16 protein-coding genes are annotated in these 19,651 nt (G+C 41.6%); 3 read left to right on the top strand and 13 right to left on the bottom strand.

Going from position 1 to position 19,651, the window contains the following annotated elements:
• Positions 1-54 precede the first annotated feature (54 nt).
• The 8 genes from EJ103_RS06505 to ccoN form a co-directional block, all read right to left on the bottom strand.
• The gene (locus EJ103_RS06505) at positions 55-726 is read right to left on the bottom strand and encodes a sulfite exporter TauE/SafE family protein (RefSeq protein ID WP_126006596.1); all 672 of its coding nucleotides are present in this window, start codon (positions 724-726) and stop codon (positions 55-57) included.
• Entirely contained in the window at positions 719-886 is a 168-nt protein-coding gene (gene ccoS, locus EJ103_RS06510; RefSeq protein ID WP_002963071.1) for a cbb3-type cytochrome oxidase assembly protein CcoS, read from the bottom strand. Before ccoS ends, EJ103_RS06505 begins: the two co-directional genes overlap by 8 nt.
• On the bottom strand, positions 883-3,258 hold the full coding sequence (locus tag EJ103_RS06515; RefSeq protein WP_126006598.1) for a heavy metal translocating P-type ATPase: 2,376 nt from the start codon (positions 3,256-3,258) through the stop codon (positions 883-885). Before EJ103_RS06515 ends, ccoS begins: the two co-directional genes overlap by 4 nt.
• Positions 3,259-3,266: 8 nt before the next feature.
• Complete coding sequence (locus EJ103_RS06520; protein ID WP_126006599.1) at positions 3,267-3,758, bottom strand: FixH family protein; 492 nt, start codon at positions 3,756-3,758, stop codon at positions 3,267-3,269.
• Positions 3,759-3,899: 141 nt separating this feature from the next.
• A complete protein-coding gene (gene ccoP, locus EJ103_RS06525) occupies positions 3,900-4,934 on the bottom strand; it encodes a cytochrome-c oxidase, cbb3-type subunit III (RefSeq protein ID WP_054982343.1) in 1,035 nt (344 codons plus the stop codon).
• On the bottom strand, positions 4,931-5,116 hold the full coding sequence (locus EJ103_RS06530) for a CcoQ/FixQ family Cbb3-type cytochrome c oxidase assembly chaperone (RefSeq protein WP_004588824.1): 186 nt from the start codon (positions 5,114-5,116) through the stop codon (positions 4,931-4,933). The genes ccoP and EJ103_RS06530 overlap by 4 nt, the downstream gene beginning before the upstream one ends.
• 5 nt (positions 5,117-5,121) lie before the next feature.
• The gene (gene ccoO / locus EJ103_RS06535) at positions 5,122-5,796 is read right to left on the bottom strand and encodes a cytochrome-c oxidase, cbb3-type subunit II (RefSeq protein WP_004588825.1); all 675 of its coding nucleotides are present in this window, start codon (positions 5,794-5,796) and stop codon (positions 5,122-5,124) included.
• Positions 5,797-5,808: 12 nt separating this feature from the next.
• Entirely contained in the window at positions 5,809-7,242 is a 1,434-nt protein-coding gene (ccoN, locus tag EJ103_RS06540; RefSeq protein ID WP_004588826.1) for a cytochrome-c oxidase, cbb3-type subunit I, read from the bottom strand.
• Positions 7,243-7,581: 339 nt separating this feature from the next.
• On the opposite strand from ccoN, the gene EJ103_RS06545 reads away from it, so the two are divergent.
• From EJ103_RS06545 to EJ103_RS06555, 3 genes are all read left to right on the top strand, one after another.
• Positions 7,582-8,007 (top strand): hypothetical protein, encoded by a 426-nt coding sequence (locus EJ103_RS06545; RefSeq protein ID WP_126006601.1) that lies wholly within the window; start codon positions 7,582-7,584, stop codon positions 8,005-8,007.
• A 917-nt stretch (positions 8,008-8,924) separates the two neighbouring features.
• Positions 8,925-11,507, top strand: a complete 2,583-nt coding sequence (locus tag EJ103_RS06550; RefSeq protein WP_029774528.1) for a TonB-dependent receptor — start codon at positions 8,925-8,927, stop codon at positions 11,505-11,507.
• A 103-nt stretch (positions 11,508-11,610) separates the two neighbouring features.
• The gene (locus tag EJ103_RS06555; protein ID WP_024032591.1) at positions 11,611-12,963 is read left to right on the top strand and encodes a hypothetical protein; all 1,353 of its coding nucleotides are present in this window, start codon (positions 11,611-11,613) and stop codon (positions 12,961-12,963) included.
• 66 nt (positions 12,964-13,029) lie between these two features.
• On the opposite strand, the gene EJ103_RS06560 is transcribed toward EJ103_RS06555, so the two are convergent.
• The 5 genes from EJ103_RS06560 to EJ103_RS06580 are packed head-to-tail and all read right to left on the bottom strand — an operon-like array spanning position 13,030 to position 19,605.
• Positions 13,030-13,281, bottom strand: coding sequence for a hypothetical protein (locus EJ103_RS06560; RefSeq protein WP_004588905.1), 252 nt, complete (start codon positions 13,279-13,281; stop codon positions 13,030-13,032).
• A gap of 17 nt (positions 13,282-13,298) precedes the next feature.
• Complete coding sequence (locus tag EJ103_RS06565; protein ID WP_121637312.1) at positions 13,299-14,135, bottom strand: peptidoglycan binding protein CsiV; 837 nt, start codon at positions 14,133-14,135, stop codon at positions 13,299-13,301.
• Positions 14,135-17,608, bottom strand: a complete 3,474-nt coding sequence (gene mfd, locus EJ103_RS06570; RefSeq protein WP_126006603.1) for a transcription-repair coupling factor — start codon at positions 17,606-17,608, stop codon at positions 14,135-14,137. The genes EJ103_RS06565 and mfd overlap by 1 nt, the downstream gene beginning before the upstream one ends.
• A 51-nt stretch (positions 17,609-17,659) precedes the next feature.
• Complete coding sequence (locus EJ103_RS06575) at positions 17,660-18,553, bottom strand: carbon-nitrogen hydrolase (RefSeq protein ID WP_004588908.1); 894 nt, start codon at positions 18,551-18,553, stop codon at positions 17,660-17,662.
• Entirely contained in the window at positions 18,550-19,605 is a 1,056-nt protein-coding gene (locus tag EJ103_RS06580) for an agmatine deiminase family protein (RefSeq protein WP_126006604.1), read from the bottom strand. The genes EJ103_RS06575 and EJ103_RS06580 overlap by 4 nt, the downstream gene beginning before the upstream one ends.
• Between the last annotated feature and the right edge of the window lie 46 nt (positions 19,606-19,651).

Raw genomic sequence — 19,651 nt, forward strand, 5'->3', positions numbered from 1 at the left:
TAATTTTTATACACAGCAGTGAAAATAAACCGAGTGGCTTAATGCCGCTGACGATTAATGTACTAGTTTGTCGGTGGCAATGATCAATAGGTACATACCATACCAAATTATAATACTGCCTAACACAATTCGCGTCCATGGGTGGTTAATAACACTATTAAGTTTTTGGGCGGCCAGGCCTAAGGTGATCATGGCCGGAAAGGTGCCAAGCGCAAAGCAAAGCATCACTAGGGCACCATCAAATGCACTAGGGCTGGTCATTGCCCATGTGAGCGCTGAATAAACCAAACCACAGGGTAGCCAGCCCCACAACGCGCCGTAACCCAATGCTTTAGCCGTTGAATCTACAGGCATTAAATATTTATTAAGCTTAACAATATGCTGCCAAATAAGTGTTTTGCCTATTTTTTCAAGCCATTGCAAAGTGGGGCCTAAGCGCATTATATATACGCCTACCAGCAGCATAAAAATAGCCGCAATGAATGAAAGGGTTACAGAAAAAAACGTATTTTGCTTTGCAAATTGGCTACTTATACCCGCAACGAGTGCGCCAGCCAGCATGTAGCTACACGCTCGGCCAATGTTATAAGCAAATGAATAAATAACAGATTGGCGCTTGTTAATGGCCAATTGCAATGAGCTGGCAATACCACCGCACATGGCAAGGCAATGCCCGCTACCAATTAAGCCCATTAAAAAGGCGCTGGTGTAAAGTGGGTCAATCATTACTTTTGTTGTGTTGTTCTTTATCATCTTCAAACAAAATACTATGACCTTGTTTGTTTAAATCAGAGAATTGCTCGCTTTTAACGGCCCAAAAAAACACGCCAATGGCAATAATCACAAATAATATGGCAATCGGGATTAAAATATAAATTATGCTCATAACTTTAAAAGCCTTAGTGAATTACTAATCACAATAATTGAGCTGGCAGACATACCAATAACGGCCATCCACGGGGCTACAAGCCCAAGCGCTGCAAGCGGTAAAATAGAGGCATTATACAACAAAGATAGCGTTAGGTTTTGCTTAATGATTCGCCTGGTTTGCTTAGCAACATTGAGTAGGTGCGCAATTGAGGCTAAATCACTGTTTAACAGCACTACATCGGCACTGTTTTTAGAAATGTCGGCACCGGTTTCCATTGCAATGGATAAATGGGCACTGGCAAATACTGGGCTGTCGTTAATGCCATCGCCTACCATGGCAACCACTTCGTTTTGTGATGACCATTGCTCTACGGCGGTTTGTTTATCTTTAGGCGACAGGGCGCTTTGGCTGCTGTTGAGCTTTAACTGTTTTGCTATTTTTTGTCCGGCGTCTGATGCATCGCCTGTGAGCATATGACAGCTCAAGTTTTGTGCTTGTAAGGTACTTATAAGCTCACTGGCACCGGGTTTTACTTTATCTATAAAGTAAAAACGAGCAACTACGCGTTTATTTATAAATAGGCTTGCTTGGGCATTTGTTTTTTTACTGTCAAACCAGCCGCTTTTACCAATAGCGTAATGATCATCTGCGCTTTGTGCACTAATGCCCATACCTGGGTGTACAGTAATGTTTGTAAGGGCAAGCTCGGTGGTGGCGTATTTATTAAATGCGCTGGCTATGGGGTGCTCAGAATAACGCTCTAACTGGGCTGCAATATTTAGCGCTTGCTCTTTAGAGATTGTGTCATCGAGTATATCAATGGCATCTAAGCTAAATTTACCTTGTGTGAGGGTGCCTGTTTTATCAAAGGCAAACAGCGTTAATTGCGAGAGGGTTTCGAGCACATGCGCTTGTTTAATTAACACCCCTTTGCGGGTAAGCGTGGCTACAGCGCACGTTAATGCGGTAGGTATAGCAAGGCTAAGCGCGCAAGGGCAAGTGGCAACCAATACAGAAATAGTGATCCAAAACGCGTGCTCTGGGTCAATTTGGTACCAGCCAATGGCCGTTATAGAGGCAAAAACTAGCAAGCAGGCAATAAACCACTGGGCAACTTTATCGGTAATTTCTACCAGTTTAGGGCGCTTGGTAAGCGCTGTGTGTTGTAAGTGTATAATTTGGTTTAGTAGGGTGTTTTGGCCAATTTTATTTATTTTTATTTCTATTACGCCATCGTGATTAACACACCCAGCATACACATTGTGGCCAATAAACTTATTAACGGGCTGATGCTCACCGGTCATCATCGACTCATCAACACTTGTTTGCCCCTTGATAAGCTCTCCGTCAGCGGGGATAGTTTCGCCAGCCTTTATGAGTACAACATCATTAAGCTTAAGCTTTTTAGCTGCAATAATATGCTCTTGGCCGTTATCATCAAGGGTGCGGGCGGTTAAAGGCAGCAGCTTTTGTAAGTTGGCAGTAAACTCGCTGGCTTTTAATCGAGCCCTAAATTCAAGGTATTTACCTAATAATAATAAAAAGGTAAACATACATACCGATTCAAAATACACTTCGCCTACTTGCATAAATGTGGCATAACAGCTGGCGCTATACGCACCAAAAATAGCCAGCGAAACGGGTAAGTCCATATTTAACTGTTTTGCTTTTAAGCCATTTATAGCATTAGTTAAAAAGGGTAATGCGCTGTATAAAATAACGGGGGAGGCAAGCACTAGGCTTATCCACCTAAAGTATTGCTCAAAGTTATTATCCATACCCGAGAACATGCCAAAGTACATGGCAAAGGCAAACATCATCACTTGCATGGTCATCAGCCCTGCAACACCTAAGCGGCGTATATAGGCTTTTGCTGTTTGTTGCTTTTGTTGGGCTTCGTCATCGGCTTGAAACGGGTAAGCTTTGTAGCCAATTTTGGCTAAGGAAGTAATAATTTCGCTTAGCGGGGTTTGGGTTTTATCCCATTGGATCATGGCACGGTTAGTTGAGGTATTAACATCAACGCGCTTTACCGTTTTTAAGCTAAGTAATTGCTTTTCGATAAGCCATGCACACGCGGCGCAGGTAATGCCTTCAACACTTAAAAGTACTTGGGATAAGTTATCGGTTGTGGCTATAAACTCATCTTGTATGTCTTCGTTGTCGTAGCTTTTAATAAGCGCGAGTTGCTCAGGGACTAACTGCTCTACTTTACCAGCGCGTACGGTGCGGTATTTGTAATAGTCGGTCATGCCTTGGTCAACAATGTTTTGCGCAACTGCTTGGCAGCCAATACAGCACATAGGCTGTGGCGTGTTATCTATTGTTACGGTTGCGCGAAATCCATTTGGCACACTTTCAAGGCAATGAAAGCAAGAAACGCTCATAGTGGTGGCTACTTATAATTTGGGGTAACTAACAAAGGCTGCTCGGTAGGAAGAGTGATGTTTTCTTTTAACTTCCAACTACCATCCACCGGCTCTATAAATACAGAGTAAGCACCTGGTGTGTAGTTATCTAAAAGGGCAGTAAATTCTTTATTTGCATTAGGGGTAAGCGTTGCTTCAAAGTCATGCGCTTTGATGGTGCGATGATAAAAAGACAGCTTTAAAGCGTGTACTTTACTATAATCGCCTTTAGTAAAGGCAAAACTGGCACGCTCGTTTGTAACATTAAGCTTGCCATGTAAAAACAGTGCTTTGGCTTTTTCAAACTTAGTAAGTTCTAAGTTTATTGCTTTGCCTTTTTTATAGTAATCATCAACCACCATATCTGGGCCGTTGCCCACAGCAGTAATAATCAAGGTTATGCACCCGATAATGGCCGCTAGCGGAAAAAAGATTAAAAACCAAGGCCAAAAATTTTTATACCACGGAGTAGGTTGCATAGTTGCTCTAAAATTAGTTTAGGTAGGGCTATTTTATAGCAAATATTTGTAAAAGACTAAAAAAAAGCCTCCGACTGGAGGCTTTTTTGATCTGGATTAATCTGTTGAAATAAAAAGATTAATTAATAGTTAACTGGGTGTTTATTTATCTTGCGATAAACTGTAAACATAGGCAGTTAACAGGTGAATTTTATCTTCACCTAAAATGTCTTTCCATGCTGGCATTACACCGGCGCGGCCATGGTTAAGGGTTTCTTCAACAGCGCGTTGAGAACCACCGTATAACCAAATGTTATCTGTAAGATTTGGTGCACCAAACGGTAAGTTATGTGCAACAGAGCCTTTACCATCTGCACCGTGACACGCGGCACACATCGCAAACTTAGCTGCACCTGCAGCGGCATCTTTTTGGTTAACAGTACGACCAGACAAGCTAAGTACGTGCGCTGTCATTTCTTTAACGCCTTGCTCACCAAGTGCTGCACTCCAAGAAGGCATTGCGGCTACACGACCATAAAGAAGCGTTTCTTTAATTTTGTCTGGTGAGCCACCGTATAACCAATCTTTATCAGTTAGGTTAGGGAAGCCAGTTGCACCACGTGCATCTGAACCATGACATTGCGCACAGTTTTGCGAGAATAAACGCTGACCAATTTCAAGTGCTAACTGGCCGTCTGTTTGTTCATGCTTTTCGCCATTTTCAAGGGCTACTTGCTGCGCTGCATCACCTTCAAATTTAGAGTTAACTAAATCTAATACTGGTACTTGTGCAAGCTTGTTAAAAATAGGACCAAAGCGCTCTTGTGCTGCTTCGTATTCTTTATCAAGCTTTACATAGCGGCCTTCTTCTTTTGCTTTAGCCGTGGCTTCTTTAGATTCAGCTAAAGAGGTAATACCTTGGTTAGAGCTTGTCCATTTACCTAAGCCTTCCCAGTTACCTAAACCTGGATAAGCTGCTAAGTAATATACCGACCAAATAAATGTTGCGAAGAACATGTACGTCCACCATTTTGGTAGTGGATTATTTAGTTCGGTAATGCCGTCATATTCATGTCCGCAGTCTTCACCTTCTTTTACGCCCGCATAGTTTTTAAGGTTCCAAACTAATAAGCTAAAAATGATGATTAAGCAGGCTAGGGTTAATACAATAACCCAAATACTCCAAAAGCTAGTCATTTTTCAGACTCCTTTTCCTCGTTAGAGAGTGTGTTGTTATGTTTTTTTTCATCTTCGAAAATGGCATTAGCAGCGTCATCAAAACGATTTTTGCTACGCTTGCTGTATGCCCATACAACAATCACAATAAACAATACTAAAATTACCAGAGTCAAAATGCCTCTGTATGTTCCGTAATCCATAATAATTACTTCAAGTGGGTGCCAAGTTGCTGTAAATACGCGATTAGGGCTTGCATTTCTGTTGCGCCTTCGCCGTTATTCATAGCGTTAACTTTATCAACATCTGCTTGTAGCTCTTCGTCGCTGCCATAACCTAAACCCGGGTGTTTAGGGTTTTCTGGGTTAATAGCAAAAGTATCACGGAAAATTTGTAGTTTTTTCAGAGTCAGGCTGGTATCAACCTTAGTCTCTGCTAACCAAGGAAAACCTGGCATGTTCGACTCAGGAACCACGGCGCGTGGATCAACTAAGTGTGCATAATGCCAATCGTCCGAGTAACGGTTACCTACACGTGCAAGGTCAGGACCAGTACGTTTAGAACCCCATTGGAAAGGGTGATCCCATACTGATTCGCCCGCTACAGAGTAGTGACCGTAACGCTCAACTTCATCACGAAAAGGACGAATCATTTGTGAGTGACAGTTATAACAACCTTCACGTACATAAATGTCACGGCCTTCCATTTCAAGCGCGTTAAGTGGGCGCAAACCTTCTACAGGTTTTGTTGTATCGTCTTGGAACATTAGCGGAGTAATTTCAACTAATGCACCAAAACTAATAGCAAAAACAGTCAGAATAGCCATTAGGCCAACGTTCTTTTCTACTATTTCATGTTTGTTTTGTGAATTTTTATTGCTCATCATCTCACTCCGTTATGCTAATTGTGCTTGCGCGTCTAACTTCAGTGATTCTTTCTCAGCTGAAATTGTACGCAGAACGTTGTAAGCCATAACTAACATACCTGTAACGATGAATACACCGCCTACAAAGCGCATAATGTAGAAAGGATGTGATGCTTCTAAAGACTGAACAAAGCTGTACATTAATGTACCGTCAGAGTTAACTGCACGCCACATTAGACCTTGCATAACACCTGAGATCCACATTGCAACAATGTAAAGTACAACACCTACTGTGTGTAACCAAAAGTGCGTGTTAACCAATTTAACGCTGTACATACGACCTTGTGCGAATAACGCAGGAATAAGGTGGTAAATAGCACCAATTGAAATCATCGCAACCCAACCTAGTGCACCTGAGTGTACGTGGCCGATAGTCCAATCTGTGTAGTGAGATAATGCATTTACAGATTTAATTGCCATCATTGGGCCTTCAAACGTAGACATACCGTAGAAAGACAATGAAACAACTAAGAAACGCAGTACTGGGTCGGTACGTAGCTTATGCCAAGCGCCAGAGAGCGTCATTATACCGTTAATCATACCACCCCAAGACGGTACAAATAGGATAATAGACATAACCATACCTAAACTTTGCGTCCAATCAGGAAGCGCAGTGTAGTGAAGGTGGTGAGGACCTGCCCAAATGTAAAGTGAAATAAGTGCCCAAAAGTGAACTACCGATAAACGGTAAGAGTAAACTGGGCGACCTGCTTGCTTTGGTACAAAGTAGTACATCATACCTAAGAAACCAGCCGTTAGTAGGAAACCTACAGCGTTGTGACCGTACCACCACTGAACCATTGCATCTACCGCACCTGCGTAGATTGAGTATGATTTAGTTAACGACACAGGCACTGCCATGCTGTTTACAATGTGTAGCACTGCAACAGTAATAATAAAGCCAGCGTAGAACCAGTTAGCAACGTAGATGTGCGATACTTTACGTTTGATCAGCGTACCAAAAAATACCACTGCGTAAACTATCCATACTACCGCGATTAAAATATCGATTGGCCACTCAAGCTCTGCATATTCTTTAGAGCTAGTAATACCCAGTGGTAATGTAATTACGGCTAATACAATAACAAGCTGCCAACCCCAAAAAGAGAAAGCGGCGAGTTTGTCTGAGAAAAGGCGCGTTTGACAAGTACGTTGAACGACGTAATAAGACGTCGCAAAAAGTGCACTGGTACCAAATGCGAAAATTACTGCGTTCGTGTGTAACGGACGTAGTCGAGAGTATGTTAACCATGGTGTATCAAAGTTAAGTGCTGGCCAAGCTAATTGGGCAGCAATCAGAACCCCAATACTCATGCCAACGATGCCCCAAATCACTGTCATAATAGCGAATTGGCGTACAACTTTATAGTTATACTCAGTTTGTGATGCTACTGTTTGGCTCATTTTCTGGCTTCCGCTGCAATAAATGCGTTTAGAAATGAATTACCCACCGTTTAAAGTGGGGCCTACTATTTTCCCCAAGCGTATTACCTAAAACGTTCAAAGCCTGAATGCTTCAGAAAACAAACTCGAGAAACCCTTATTTTTTGCGGGTGAAATGATAAATTTTTTGGCCTAAAAAAGATAGGTCAATTACATAAAATTATGACATCAATCAAAGTTTGTGAGTTTGTTGTTTATTTTTTGATACAGATTGTACCTATATTAACCAAACATCACACTGGCTATTGTTATTTCAAAGCATGCTAATTAAGATTTGTTTTTATTTAGCGCGGATTTGTTATGCATATATATAGATTATCTTTGTTTTTAATGCTGTTTTTTGTATTAACAGGCTGTGACAATGCCAATCAAAAAGATCAAAAAGCACTGTTAAAAACAAATTGCGACACGAATCAGCGCTGTATTTATAATACCGGTGTTAAAGTATGGTTAAGTGATAAAAATATTACCCCCGAAACCCCCTTTAATATTTACCTTGATTTACCCGCCCACCTAAAAATAGATAATGCTAAGCTTGAAAGTATAAGCATGTATATGGGTTTTATTCCGCAAAAGTTCACTAAAGAAGCAACTATTTATAAAAGTGACACTATGGTGGGCATATGCTCTGAGAAAAATATGCTGTGGCAACTGGTGCTTAATTTAAGCAATGTTCAAACTGGTGAGCAAATCACTCACTTTTATAATTTTTATGTAACGTATTAAGGTACCTTTTTCCTGCTAATCATTTTTTTAGCTGGCGCATAACAAAAGTCAGCTATTAATAAGGTATTACTATAATAAGCTATTCCTATAATAAAGCAGTACTATTAAGCGGACGTCTTTTATATGCAGAGCTGCAATAGCAGGAGTATAAAATTGTATTTAAAGCACTAACACATTTAAACCTCTTTGCTGCCTTGTATGCTGTAACCTTTTTTTTCATTCTCATCTGTTTATGTTGGTGTGCTTGCTCGTTCTTGTTATGGAGTGAATTGCCTTACGCCAATAGGGGGCTCCGTCATATTTATAGTAAAAGCGTATTACTTGCATTACTGAGCATGTAAAAAAGTAAATCCTGCTTACTTTCATGATAACTATTTTAATAAGGCTAAACGCCCTCAAATTAAGACCCTCTAATGATTTGCTAAATCAAATAACTCCTCCCGATCCGAGCAAACGTTGAAGTCTCGCTGAACAAAAAATATTACCAAAAAAACTAAATAAATAGCTTAATAAGACTATTTAAGCGGTAAATCTGCATATTTATGGTTCTTAATTTTATTACAGCTTTACGGTTTTACTAATGCGCTGTGATTAATATGTTAATTTTTCTAAAAAGGGTATATTTATCTATTAATTACATTTGATTACAATCTGCATAACTTTGATTTCAGGTGTGTTTTAATTGCTTTATTCTTGTTGTATGGCTATGATTTTTAATTGTTTTTTTTAGTTAACACTGCAACAAGTTATAACCTTTGTACCTTTTTTGGTTATTCTTTTTTGGTGTTGTATATATAACGATCTCTCATTAAGTTTTTGTTCAGTTAACTCAGCCTAAGTTGCCCCCCTGACTCACAATTCTTATAAAAAGTGAGCATTACCAATCAAGGTAAATTTCCAACAAGTAGGGTTTATTCATGAAAAAATCAACTCTTGGTTTAGCTGTAATCGCAGCAATCCCAATGTTCTCAAGTATGCAAGTAGTAGCGGCCGAAGATGGCGCAAACGCTATTGAAAAAATTCAAGTAACGGGTTCTCGCATTAAGCGCGCAGATATGGAAACCGCTAGCCCAGTTACTTTAATCGGTGCAGATGACATTGCTGCAACCGGCGCAGTTTCGGTTGATGCCGTATTACAAAAAATGACTGCTACTGGTGGTGCAATGACCAACCCAGGTATCAATAATGGTTCTGGTGGTAATGCTTCTATCGATTTACGTGGTTTAGGTTCACAACGTACATTAGTACTTGTAAATGGCCGTCGTATGATCAACTCAGGCACAGGTGCTGCCTCTACTGTTGATTTAAACACTATTCCTGTTTCGATGATCAAGCACATTGAAGTACTTAAAGATGGTGCATCTGCAGTATACGGTACTGATGCGGTTGCAGGTGTTGTAAACATCATCTTAAAAGATGACTTTGAAGGTTTAGACTTAAATGTTAAATCTGCAATCACTACAGAAGGTGATGCTGATGAAACGTCTTTCGATATCACTATGGGTGGTAGCTTTGGTCGTGGTAACGTTGTAATTGGTCTTCAGTACACTGACCGTGGTGACGCATCTCAAGCAGATCGTAGCTTCTCTGATTGTCCATTAACTGAAGATGGCGACGGCAGTGCACCTTACTGTTCTGGTTCTTCATACACGCCAAATGGCCACGTATGGTCAGGTGATGAATCACTACAAGGTCAAGCAGACAACGGTTGGCATGACTTTGGTTCTGATGATGCGTACAACTACTCATCAGACAGCTACCTATACACGCCTATGCGTCGTTTAAACCTTACAGGTATTGGTAGCTTCGATTTAACAGATGACACGCGTTTATACTCAGAATTCACATACTCTAAGCGTTGGTCAGAGCAACAAATGGCACCACAGCCAGTATGGTTTGACTTTGATTACACTGAAGAAATGGGCGATTCACTAACAAGCCACAATATTAACTACGGTGATGAAGTTTCTTACGGTCGTCGTATGACAGACACAGGTACTCGTGATTTCTCACAAGTTGTTGACACTGTGCGTACTGTAGTAGGTGCTGCAGGTTACCTTGACAGTGGTTACGATTGGGATGTGTCTGTAATTTTTGGTCGTAACGATTCAGTTGACCGTTTAAGCAACCTTCACAACATGGGCTCTATCCAAGATGCAATCGAAGCGGGTGATTTTAACCCACTTATGCAATCTTCTTGGTCTGCTGAGAACTTAAGCGATTACGTTTACACTGAGCAAAACTCAGGTGGTAGCCAATTACTAATGTTCACTGCATCATTAGCTGGTGAAGTAATGGAACTTCCTGCAGGTTACGTAGGGTTTGCTGCTGGTGTTGAGCGCCGTGAAGAAAAAGCATGGTACATCCCAGATTCAATCACATCACAAGGTCTTGCAAACGACCCACGTGTTGAGCCTACAAGCGGTCGTTTTGACGTAAACGAAGCGTACTTAGAGCTTGCAATTCCTTTAGTTAGCGATGCGTTCTTAGCGCAAAACGTTGAACTAAGCACTGCAATCCGTGCTTTCGATTACAGCACTTTTGGTTCTGACGAAACATGGAAACTTGGTTTAACTTGGCGTGTAAACGACGAAGTAATGCTACGTGGTGTTCGCTCTACAGCATTCCGTGCGCCTACAGTAGCTGAGCTATACTCAGGTAATTCACCTTCGTTTGAACAAGTTAGCTTCCCTGGTGCACAAGACCAAGCAGAAGTAACTGTTGGTGGTAATGACCAATTAACGCCTGAAGAAGCTGATACGCTAACAGCGGGTATTGTGTACGAGCCAGAGTGGTTTGAAGGTTTCTCAATGACGTTAGATTACTACGACATTGAAATTGAAAACGCAATTGCTACTGTTAACAACCAATACATTGTTGACTCTTGTTTAGCAACAGATGGTTCATTAGCTAACCAAAGTACTGCGTTATGTAGCTCTGCTGCGGTATCGTTTAACCAAAGCACTGGCCGTATTGCCTTTAATAACCAACTACAAAACGTAGGTTACGAGCAAACTAAAGGCTACGACTTAAACTTAAACTACACATTTGATGCAGCTGGTCTTGCGTGGAATACATCACTAGATGTTACTTACCTAGACGAGTACCTAGTAGATGTTGTTGAATCAAGCATTGATTACGCTGGTTTAATTACTTCTGGTATCGGTGGTTATGCAGATGTTAAAGCTAACTTTGAACTAACTGTGAAAGGCGACGCTTGGAACGCAAACTACAAAGCACGCTACATTGCAGGAATGGATAGCTACAGCTGTCAAGGTGATGAGTCATCATGTTATGCGCCTACAACGCCTTCAGTTGTATACCATGACATAAGCGGTGCTTACATCTTTAACGAGACTGTGTCAGTAACAGCAGGTGTTAATAACTTATTTGATAAGCAACCACCTTACTACACAGGTAACAACGATTCTAACACTGACCCGTACACATACGATGTACTAGGTCGCCGTGTATTTGCTGGTGTAAACGTTAAGTTTTAATTAGCACATTAATTGTATTAAGGCTCAGTGTTTACTGGGCCTTTTTTATTGAACAAAATTAAGGAGACCAGTACACTTATACACTCAATAAAAGGAGAGTTGTTTGATAAAACAAGACGAAAATTTATCTTTTGTCATAGAACCAGAGTTATCCCCGCGCTCTGAGCAGCGTATCGACCTGTATTTTTCTATACCCAATGAAATGGGTATAAACGTGCAAACCCTCAGTGAAGAGTCTTATTTTAATAACCACTTTAAATCGCACTTAGCTTATAACGCTAAAAACATACACTTACCCTTAGTGCGTAGCCGCTTTGTTAGTAAAAACAAAGGTGAGCAACAAGATTACCGCCAAAACCTTAATTTGTACTGTTATCAAGTGCGTTTAGCGCTCGACGCTGATATTAAAGATGCATTAAAAATTCAAGAAGTGGATGCTTTTTATGCCCGTGCACAAGAGCTGTTTGAGCAAAGTGAAGGGCTGCTAAAAAAGCTGCGCAGATATACCCCCGATGATGAAAAACTGGTGCCGTTTTACACCAATGCCGATAACTATTTAAGTTGGCATGTGGAGCAGTCGTTTTTAAAACTATTAGATGAAGGCCCGCGCAGCAGTGACTTTGCGAAAGAGCGCAACGACTTACTGCAATTTTGTAAAAACGAAAATACATACCGGTTTGAGCAAAATTACAACTCAGAAACCACGTTGCAAGATGGTAACCGCATTACAAATAAAATGCGTTTACTGCAGCGCCTTATAGAGCACGGCGTTATTTTGCATCGCAATACGCGTTATTTAAATAGTTACCTAAAGCGTTTAGTAAAAGGCACGGTTACAGCTGTCATTATGGCATTTGTAATGGTGGTTATACTTAATGCGCGCTCAACCTTTACCGAAGTGACCGCTACCCTTATTTTAATATTAGGGGTTATTTACGGCTTGCGTGAGATATTTAAAGAAGACATTACACGGGTAATTTGGCGCGCTATTGTGCGGGGGCGTCCTAAATGGCGGTTTGTATTTAAAAACAGCATCACTAAAGACCGCGTTGCAAGTCAGTTTGTGTGGCTTGAGTACATGCGTTTTAAAAAAATCCCTAGTGAAGTAAAAACAATATTTTCAAAAAGGCGTCAGCAAAACAAGCTAGCCGCGCAGTGGCTGCATTTTGCTAGTGAAACACGTGTTTCTGCCAAAGAGTTTTTACCAGGCTACGATACTCTGCAGCAAAGTATGCGCTTTAATTTGGCGCCCTTTGCACGGTATTTAAAACGCGGCGAGGGCAAGCTGTATCATTTAGATGGTAATAAAATATCAAAGCAAGCGGTTGAAAGGCGCTACCAGTTAAATTTGGTGATGGTATTAAAAGACGAGGAAAGAACTTTATACCAGCGTTACAAAATAACCCTCAATCGCAGTAAAATAGTTAATATTGAACTTATTTACTCTAAAAAATAGAAAATAAAAAGGGATAGCAACGGCTATCCCTTAGTGTCATGTAAATTTACCCAATTTAGCGCAGTATTACTGTGTAATACCGTGCTTAGAATAAATAGTTACCTTGTCTGAAACGAGTGTTATTTCAATGTTTTTAGACTCATCACCCCATACACAATTAGTATGTAGGGTTTTTTCTACGCAGTTATCAGCAGAGCCTAAAATAGCTTCTACTTCGGCTTTATCCATGCCAACTTCAATTTTTTCGTAGTTTTCTAGGCTTACTTTTGAACAAGCTGCCAGGCTTAGCGTTGCTGCGATGATCAGGAGTTTTTTCATTGTTATGTCCTATTGATTTAGTGTTTATACTTTCGTATTTGTACAATCATGCCCATACGAGGATGATCAAAGTAATGGATTTCACCACTAATTACACGTTTAAATTGTGAAAAGCGGGCCGATTCTATATCCCCATTAGGTAGTTTTTCGTTTACGTCAAAATCAGCGGTTATGTAAAGGTAGTGGCGTAAATGTATTTTAAATAAACCATCTAGCTCCCAATAGCTTAGGGGCTGCTCTGAGGTATCAAATAGCTGTGGCTTACTTTGTACTAGGCTAATAAAGTCGGGATTTGAATAATTAGGCGTAGTGTTAACGTCGCGTTTTATATGATCACCAGAAATTAAATGTACGCTTGGCGCACGCGATTTACTTGCCCCTTCAAAGCGCCAACCGGTATGTAGTAGCGGGGCTAAACCTTTTCTGTCTAAAGCGCGGCGCTGGGCAGTAAATTGTAATTGCTCAGGTGCGAGTAAATAGGGCTCATCCATTGTATCTTGTGCCGGTGCTAATGGCGTAACGGGCAACTTGTCGTAACTTTTCATAAAGTCGATACTGTTATCACACACACCCGATTGTGGGTTGGCATTAACTAAAGAGTCGGTAAACGAGCGTTTTTGAAAGCGACTATCGCCATCTATACATGCCTGCATAGCTTGCTCTGTGTATAAAGGGGTGAGTAGCTCTAACGTATTTTTCGCCTTAATGGGCTCGTGCTTTAAGCTAAAGTCTTCTTGTAAATAGGGGGCAGGGCGCTGTTTAAATACCAGCACTTCTACTTCAAACCAGCGTTCTGCAAATGCGGTGCTGCTAAATAAGCAACATAACACGATAAGCGATTTTTTTAGCAACATTAATGGCTAACCTTTTTTTCGAAATCTGCAATCATTGCAGTGACCATTTTTAAGCGTTCACGAGGGTTTACCTCATTAATTGCAAAGCGCAATTTATTTGCGCCATCCATTTTGTACACATGGGGTGCACTTTGTATCAAGCCTATGATGAAGCTAGGATTAACCTTCGTATTTTGGCTAAATTCAAAGTAGCCCCCTTTAGGGTTTGCCTCTATTTTTGTAATTCCTAAATCGCTAGCACGCATTTTCAGTTGCTGCATACTAAATAGGTTTTTAGTGGCATCAGGTAATAAACCAAAGCGGTCTATTAGCTCTACTTGTAATTCGTCCATATCGGCAAGGTTAGCACAACTTGCAATGCGCTTGTACATACCTAAACGCGCATTAACATCGTGTATGTAATCATCAGGTAGTAAGGCAGGGAGTTTTAAATCAACTTCAGTTTGCTGCTGAAGCAGGTTTTCAAGCGTTGGCTCTTTTCCATTTTTAAGGGCATTAACCGCTTGCTCTAGCATTTCCATATACAAGCTAAAGCCAATAGTTTGCATTTGCCCTGATTGATCGTCGCCTAATAGCTCACCCGCACCACGTATTTCTAAATCATGTGTAGCAAGGGCAAAACCTGCGCCTAAATCTTCCAACGACTCGATTGCTTGTAAGCGTTTGGTGGCATCTTTAGAAAGTGCTTTAGCATCGCCGGTTAATAAATAAGCATACGCTTGGTGGTGGCTTCGCCCAACACGACCGCGTAATTGGTGTAATTGCGCAAGGCCAAGTTTATCGGCTCTGTCCATAATAATAGTATTAGCAGTAGGCACATCAATACCGGTTTCGATAATGGTGGTACATACCAGTACATTGTATTTTTGATGATAAAAGTCTGTCATTATTTGCTCAAGCTCTTGCTCGCGCATTTGCCCATGAGCAGAGGTGACACTAGCCTCTGGCACCCAATCGCTGATCTCTTGCGAGACTCGCTCAATAGTCTCAACATTGTTATGCAAAAAGTACACTTGGCCGCCGCGTTTAATTTCACGCAGTATGGCTTCGCGTATTAAGTCGCTGTCGCGTTGGCGTACAAAGGTTTTAACCGCTAAACGCTTAGCAGGTGGGGTGGCAATAATTGATAAATCACGCATGCCGCTCATCGCCATATTTAAAGTACGCGGAATAGGCGTTGCAGTGAGCGTTAATATATCTACATCAGCACGTAATGACTTTATTTTTTCTTTTTGGCGTACACCAAAGCGGTGCTCTTCATCAACAATCAGTAAACCTAAATCGTTAAATTTAATATCTTGCTGAATTAATTTATGCGTTCCAATAACGATATCAAGTTTACCGTCGGCCATTTTTTCAAGCGTGTCTTTTTGCTCTTTAGTTGAATTAAAGCGCGACAACACTCCCACTTCGATAGGAAAATCGGCAAAGCGGTCTTTAAAGTTTTCATAATGTTGCTGAGCCAGCAGGGTGGTTGGTACTAATACGGCTACTTGTTTGTTATCGTTAACCGCTACAAACGCGGCACGCATAGCCACTTCTGTTTTACCAAAGCCTACATCACCACACACTAAACGGTCCATAGCAAGTTTTGATTGCATATCACCAAGTACGGCTTCAATGGCATTACGCTGATCGTCGGTTTCTTCAAATGGAAAGCTGTCGCTAAATTGGCGATAACTTTGCCCATCGAGTGCAAATTTATTACCTGGTTTTGCTTGGCGCTGTGCGTAAATATCTAACAGCTCCGCGGCTACATCACGTACTTTTTCGGCGGCCCGTTTTTTGGCTTTCTCCCACGCATCTGAACCAAGTTTGTGAAGCGGGGCGCTTGATTCTTCACCGCCCGAATAACGGCTTAGCATATGCAGTGCCGATACCGGCACATACAGTTTTGCTTCACCGGCATAGGTAATGGTAACAAACTCAGTGATTACACCTGCTGCGTCAATTGTTTGCAGGCCTTGATAGCGTCCAACACCGTGATCAAGGTGCACAATTGGCTGGCCCTCTTTAAGCTCGGCTAAGTTGCGTATTAGCGCATCTTGGCTTGCTTCGTATTTATGTTTACGGCGCCTGCGTTGCGACACCTTAATACCTAACAGCTCTTGCTCGGTAATAATAGAAAGGCTCGGTTTTGTACCCAGTACAACACTTTGCTCAAGAGGGCTTACAATTAAGCCTACATCGCTTTGGCTTTGTGTAAATTGCTGTAAGCTTTCAAATTCTTTAAACTTTAAGCCGCTTGGCTTAAGCACGCTTAATAAAGACTCGCGGCGACCATCAGACTCAACACTTAATAAAATACGGCTTTTATTCTTTTTTTGCTCTGCCACATAGTTAATAAATGCGCCGTAGGGTTCGTGTTGTTTATGATCGATTCTTACTGCGGGCAGCTCGCTCACATTTAAGTTTTTATTGCTTGCTTTAGTGGGTAATTTAGCTTGCGATAAACGTATTCGTGAAAACTCACCTAAATTAGAAAACAACTCATTAATAGGTTGATACAACTCGCTGGGCGCCAGTAGTGGACGCAGGGGATCTACTTTTCGGTTTTCGTAGCGTACGTTTACATCGTGCCAAAAGGTATCTGCGGCGTGTTCTAAATCACCTAGTTGCATAACCGTAGTGGTGTTTGGCAAGTAATCAAAAATGGTGGCAAGCTTTTCAAAAAACAGCGGCATGTAGTATTCAATACCCGCAGGCCAAGTACCTTTGCTTACTTGCATGTAAACAGAGTCTTGCTCTGAGCTGGCCCCAAATTTGTCGCGATAATTTATTCTAAAACGCTCAACGTCTGCTTCGTTGGTTGGAAATTCATGCGCGGGAAGTAACTCAATTTTATCAACTTTTTCATCTGAGCGCTGGGTTTCTACGTCAAATAAACGAATAGAGTCGAGTTCATCATCAAAAAAGTCGAGCCTAAATGGGTGCACGCTGCCCATCGGGTACAAATCAACAATAGATCCACGAATTGCGTATTCACCGTGCTCCATTACTTGTTGTACGTTTAAATACCCTGCTTGTTCTAAATTACTGCGCAGGTTATGGGTGTCGAGTTTATCGCCTACTTTAAAATTAAGGGTAGAGCCATAAATAAACGAAGCAGGCGCAGTACGTAGCATTAACGTAGATACAGGCACTATAAGTACGCTTTGCTGCTCGTTTTTTAAAGTGTTTAAAGTGGCTAAGCGCGCTGAAATAATATCTTGGTGCGGAGAAAAATGGTCATACGGCAAGGTTTCCCAATCAGGAAATACCATTACCGGGTTATCTGGCAATAAGTATTCGAGCTCGGTTTCAAGTCGCAATGCGCTTGGCGTATCTGGCGTAACAATAAGCACTAAATCGTTTTGCTGTTTTACACCTTCTGCAATGGCTATACTTAGTGCACTGCCAGTTAGCTGCCCCCATTGAATTTTATCTTTTTGAGATTTTACCCACGGCAAGGCTGCCCATTGCTCAAACGCCATTTAGTGCTCCATTTTTTAGTTGGCGTTTGCTCACAAACGCCATGCAGTTATTTAGTCTCGGTAAATTTTTGTTAAGTCTTGATAGTGATCAATTCTGCGGTCGCGTAAGTACGGCCATATACGTCTTACGTTTTCAGAGGCTTTTTGATCAAGTTCTACTACTAAAATTTGCTCATCAGTATTGTTCGCCTCTGAGAGCATTTCGCCTTGAGGGCCTGCAATAAACGAGTTACCCCAAAATTGTATACCTTCGCTTTGTCCGCTAGGGTCGTTTTCGTGCCCTACACGGTTACAGCTAATAACGGGTACGCCGTTCGCAACCGCATGCGCACGCTGGCTTATTACCCATGCGTCTTTTTGGCGTGTTTGCTCTGCGTTATCATCACGTGGGTCCCAGCCTATTGCTGTTGGGTAAATTAATACCTCTGCGCCAGCCATGGCCATTAAACGGGCCGCTTCAGGGAACCATTGATCCCAGCATACTAAAACACCTAATTTACCTACTGAGGTTTGAATTGGCTCAAAGCCTAAATCGCCTGGGGTAAAGTAAAATTTTTCGTAAAAGCCAGGGTCATCAGGAATGTGCATTTTACGGTATTTACCCGCAATGGTGCCGTCTTTTTCAAGTACCACCGCGGTATTGTGATAAAGCCCAGTGGCACGTTTTTCAAACAGTGAAGCCACAATAACGATGCCTAGCTCTTTAGCAAGCTCGCCCAGTGTATTTGTGCTTGGGCCCGGAATTGTTTCGGCTAAGTCAAATACATCCACATCTTCTGTTTGGCAAAAATACAGACTACGATGCAGCTCTTGTAATACCACAAGCTGTGCGCCTTGCTTAGCAGCATCACGAATGCCAGCAATCGACTTTGCCATATTTTGGCAGGCGTTATCACTGTTAGTTTGTTGCACTAAGGCAACGGTTAATTTTGCAGGGCTTGTCATTGTGCTGCTCCAGCTAAAAATCCACGAGGTAACTGCATGGTAATGCAATGTAAACTACCAAATTGTTCAATAATAGGTAGGCAATTAACGCCAATAATAGTGTGCGCTGGGTATGCTTTTTGAACTTGCGCTAGCGCCAGTGCGTCGTTGTCATCGTTATACGTAGGGACTAAAACCGTATTATTGATAATCAAGTAGTTTGCGTACGTTGCCGGTAAACGGGTGTTGTCATCATCAAACACAGGTTTTGGCCACGGCAAATCAATTAACGTATATGGGGTATTATTTTGCGTTTTAAAGCTTTGCAGCTGCTTTTCCATCGCATCTAATGCGTTAAAGTGCTCATCTTCTTTAGCATCGCACTTAACATACACAAGTGTATTATTGGGGGCAAAACGGACCAGTGTGTCGATATGGCTGTCGGTATCGTCACCGGCTAGGTAGCCATGATCTACCCATAAAAAGTCAGTTGCACCTAAATGCGTTGTTAAAATTGACTCAATATCGCCTGATGATAAATCGGGGTTGCGGTTTTTATTCAGTAAACATTCGCTGGTTGTAAGCAACACACCGTGTTCGTTAATTTCAATGCCGCCACCTTCAAGTACCACATTTTGGGCTTGGTAATCAGTGTTTGGATTACTTAGCTGGTTTACCAGTACTGCGTTAATTTTATTATCGAGGGCACTTTCGAACTTATTACCCCAGCCATTAAAGATAAAGTCGTAAATTTTAAGTTGGCGAGCGTCGTCAATATTTGCGCAGGTAATAGGGCCGTGATCCCGGGCCCAGGTATCGTTTGTTGGTGTAACAACAAAGTGCACGTGGCTTAAGTTTATATTCGCTTTTGTAAGCAAGGCAGTAATGTGGCTTTTAAGCGCCGTGTTATGGGCAACAATAACAAGCTGCTGCACGGCTGTGATATGCGTTGCAAGCTCAACATAAACAGGCTCTACGCGTTCAAGCGTATCAGCCCAGTCGGTCTGTGCATGGGGCCAGGTAAGCATAACGGCGTCTTGCTCAGCCCATTCAGGTAAAAGTCTAAAGTTCATGAAGTTTTGATACAAATTACGGTGGCGCTAGTTTAGCATTTTACAT

Origin of the sequence: Pseudoalteromonas sp. Xi13, assembly GCF_003952205.1 — a bacterium.
Taxonomy (GTDB): Bacteria; Pseudomonadota; Gammaproteobacteria; order Enterobacterales; family Alteromonadaceae; genus Pseudoalteromonas; species Pseudoalteromonas atlantica.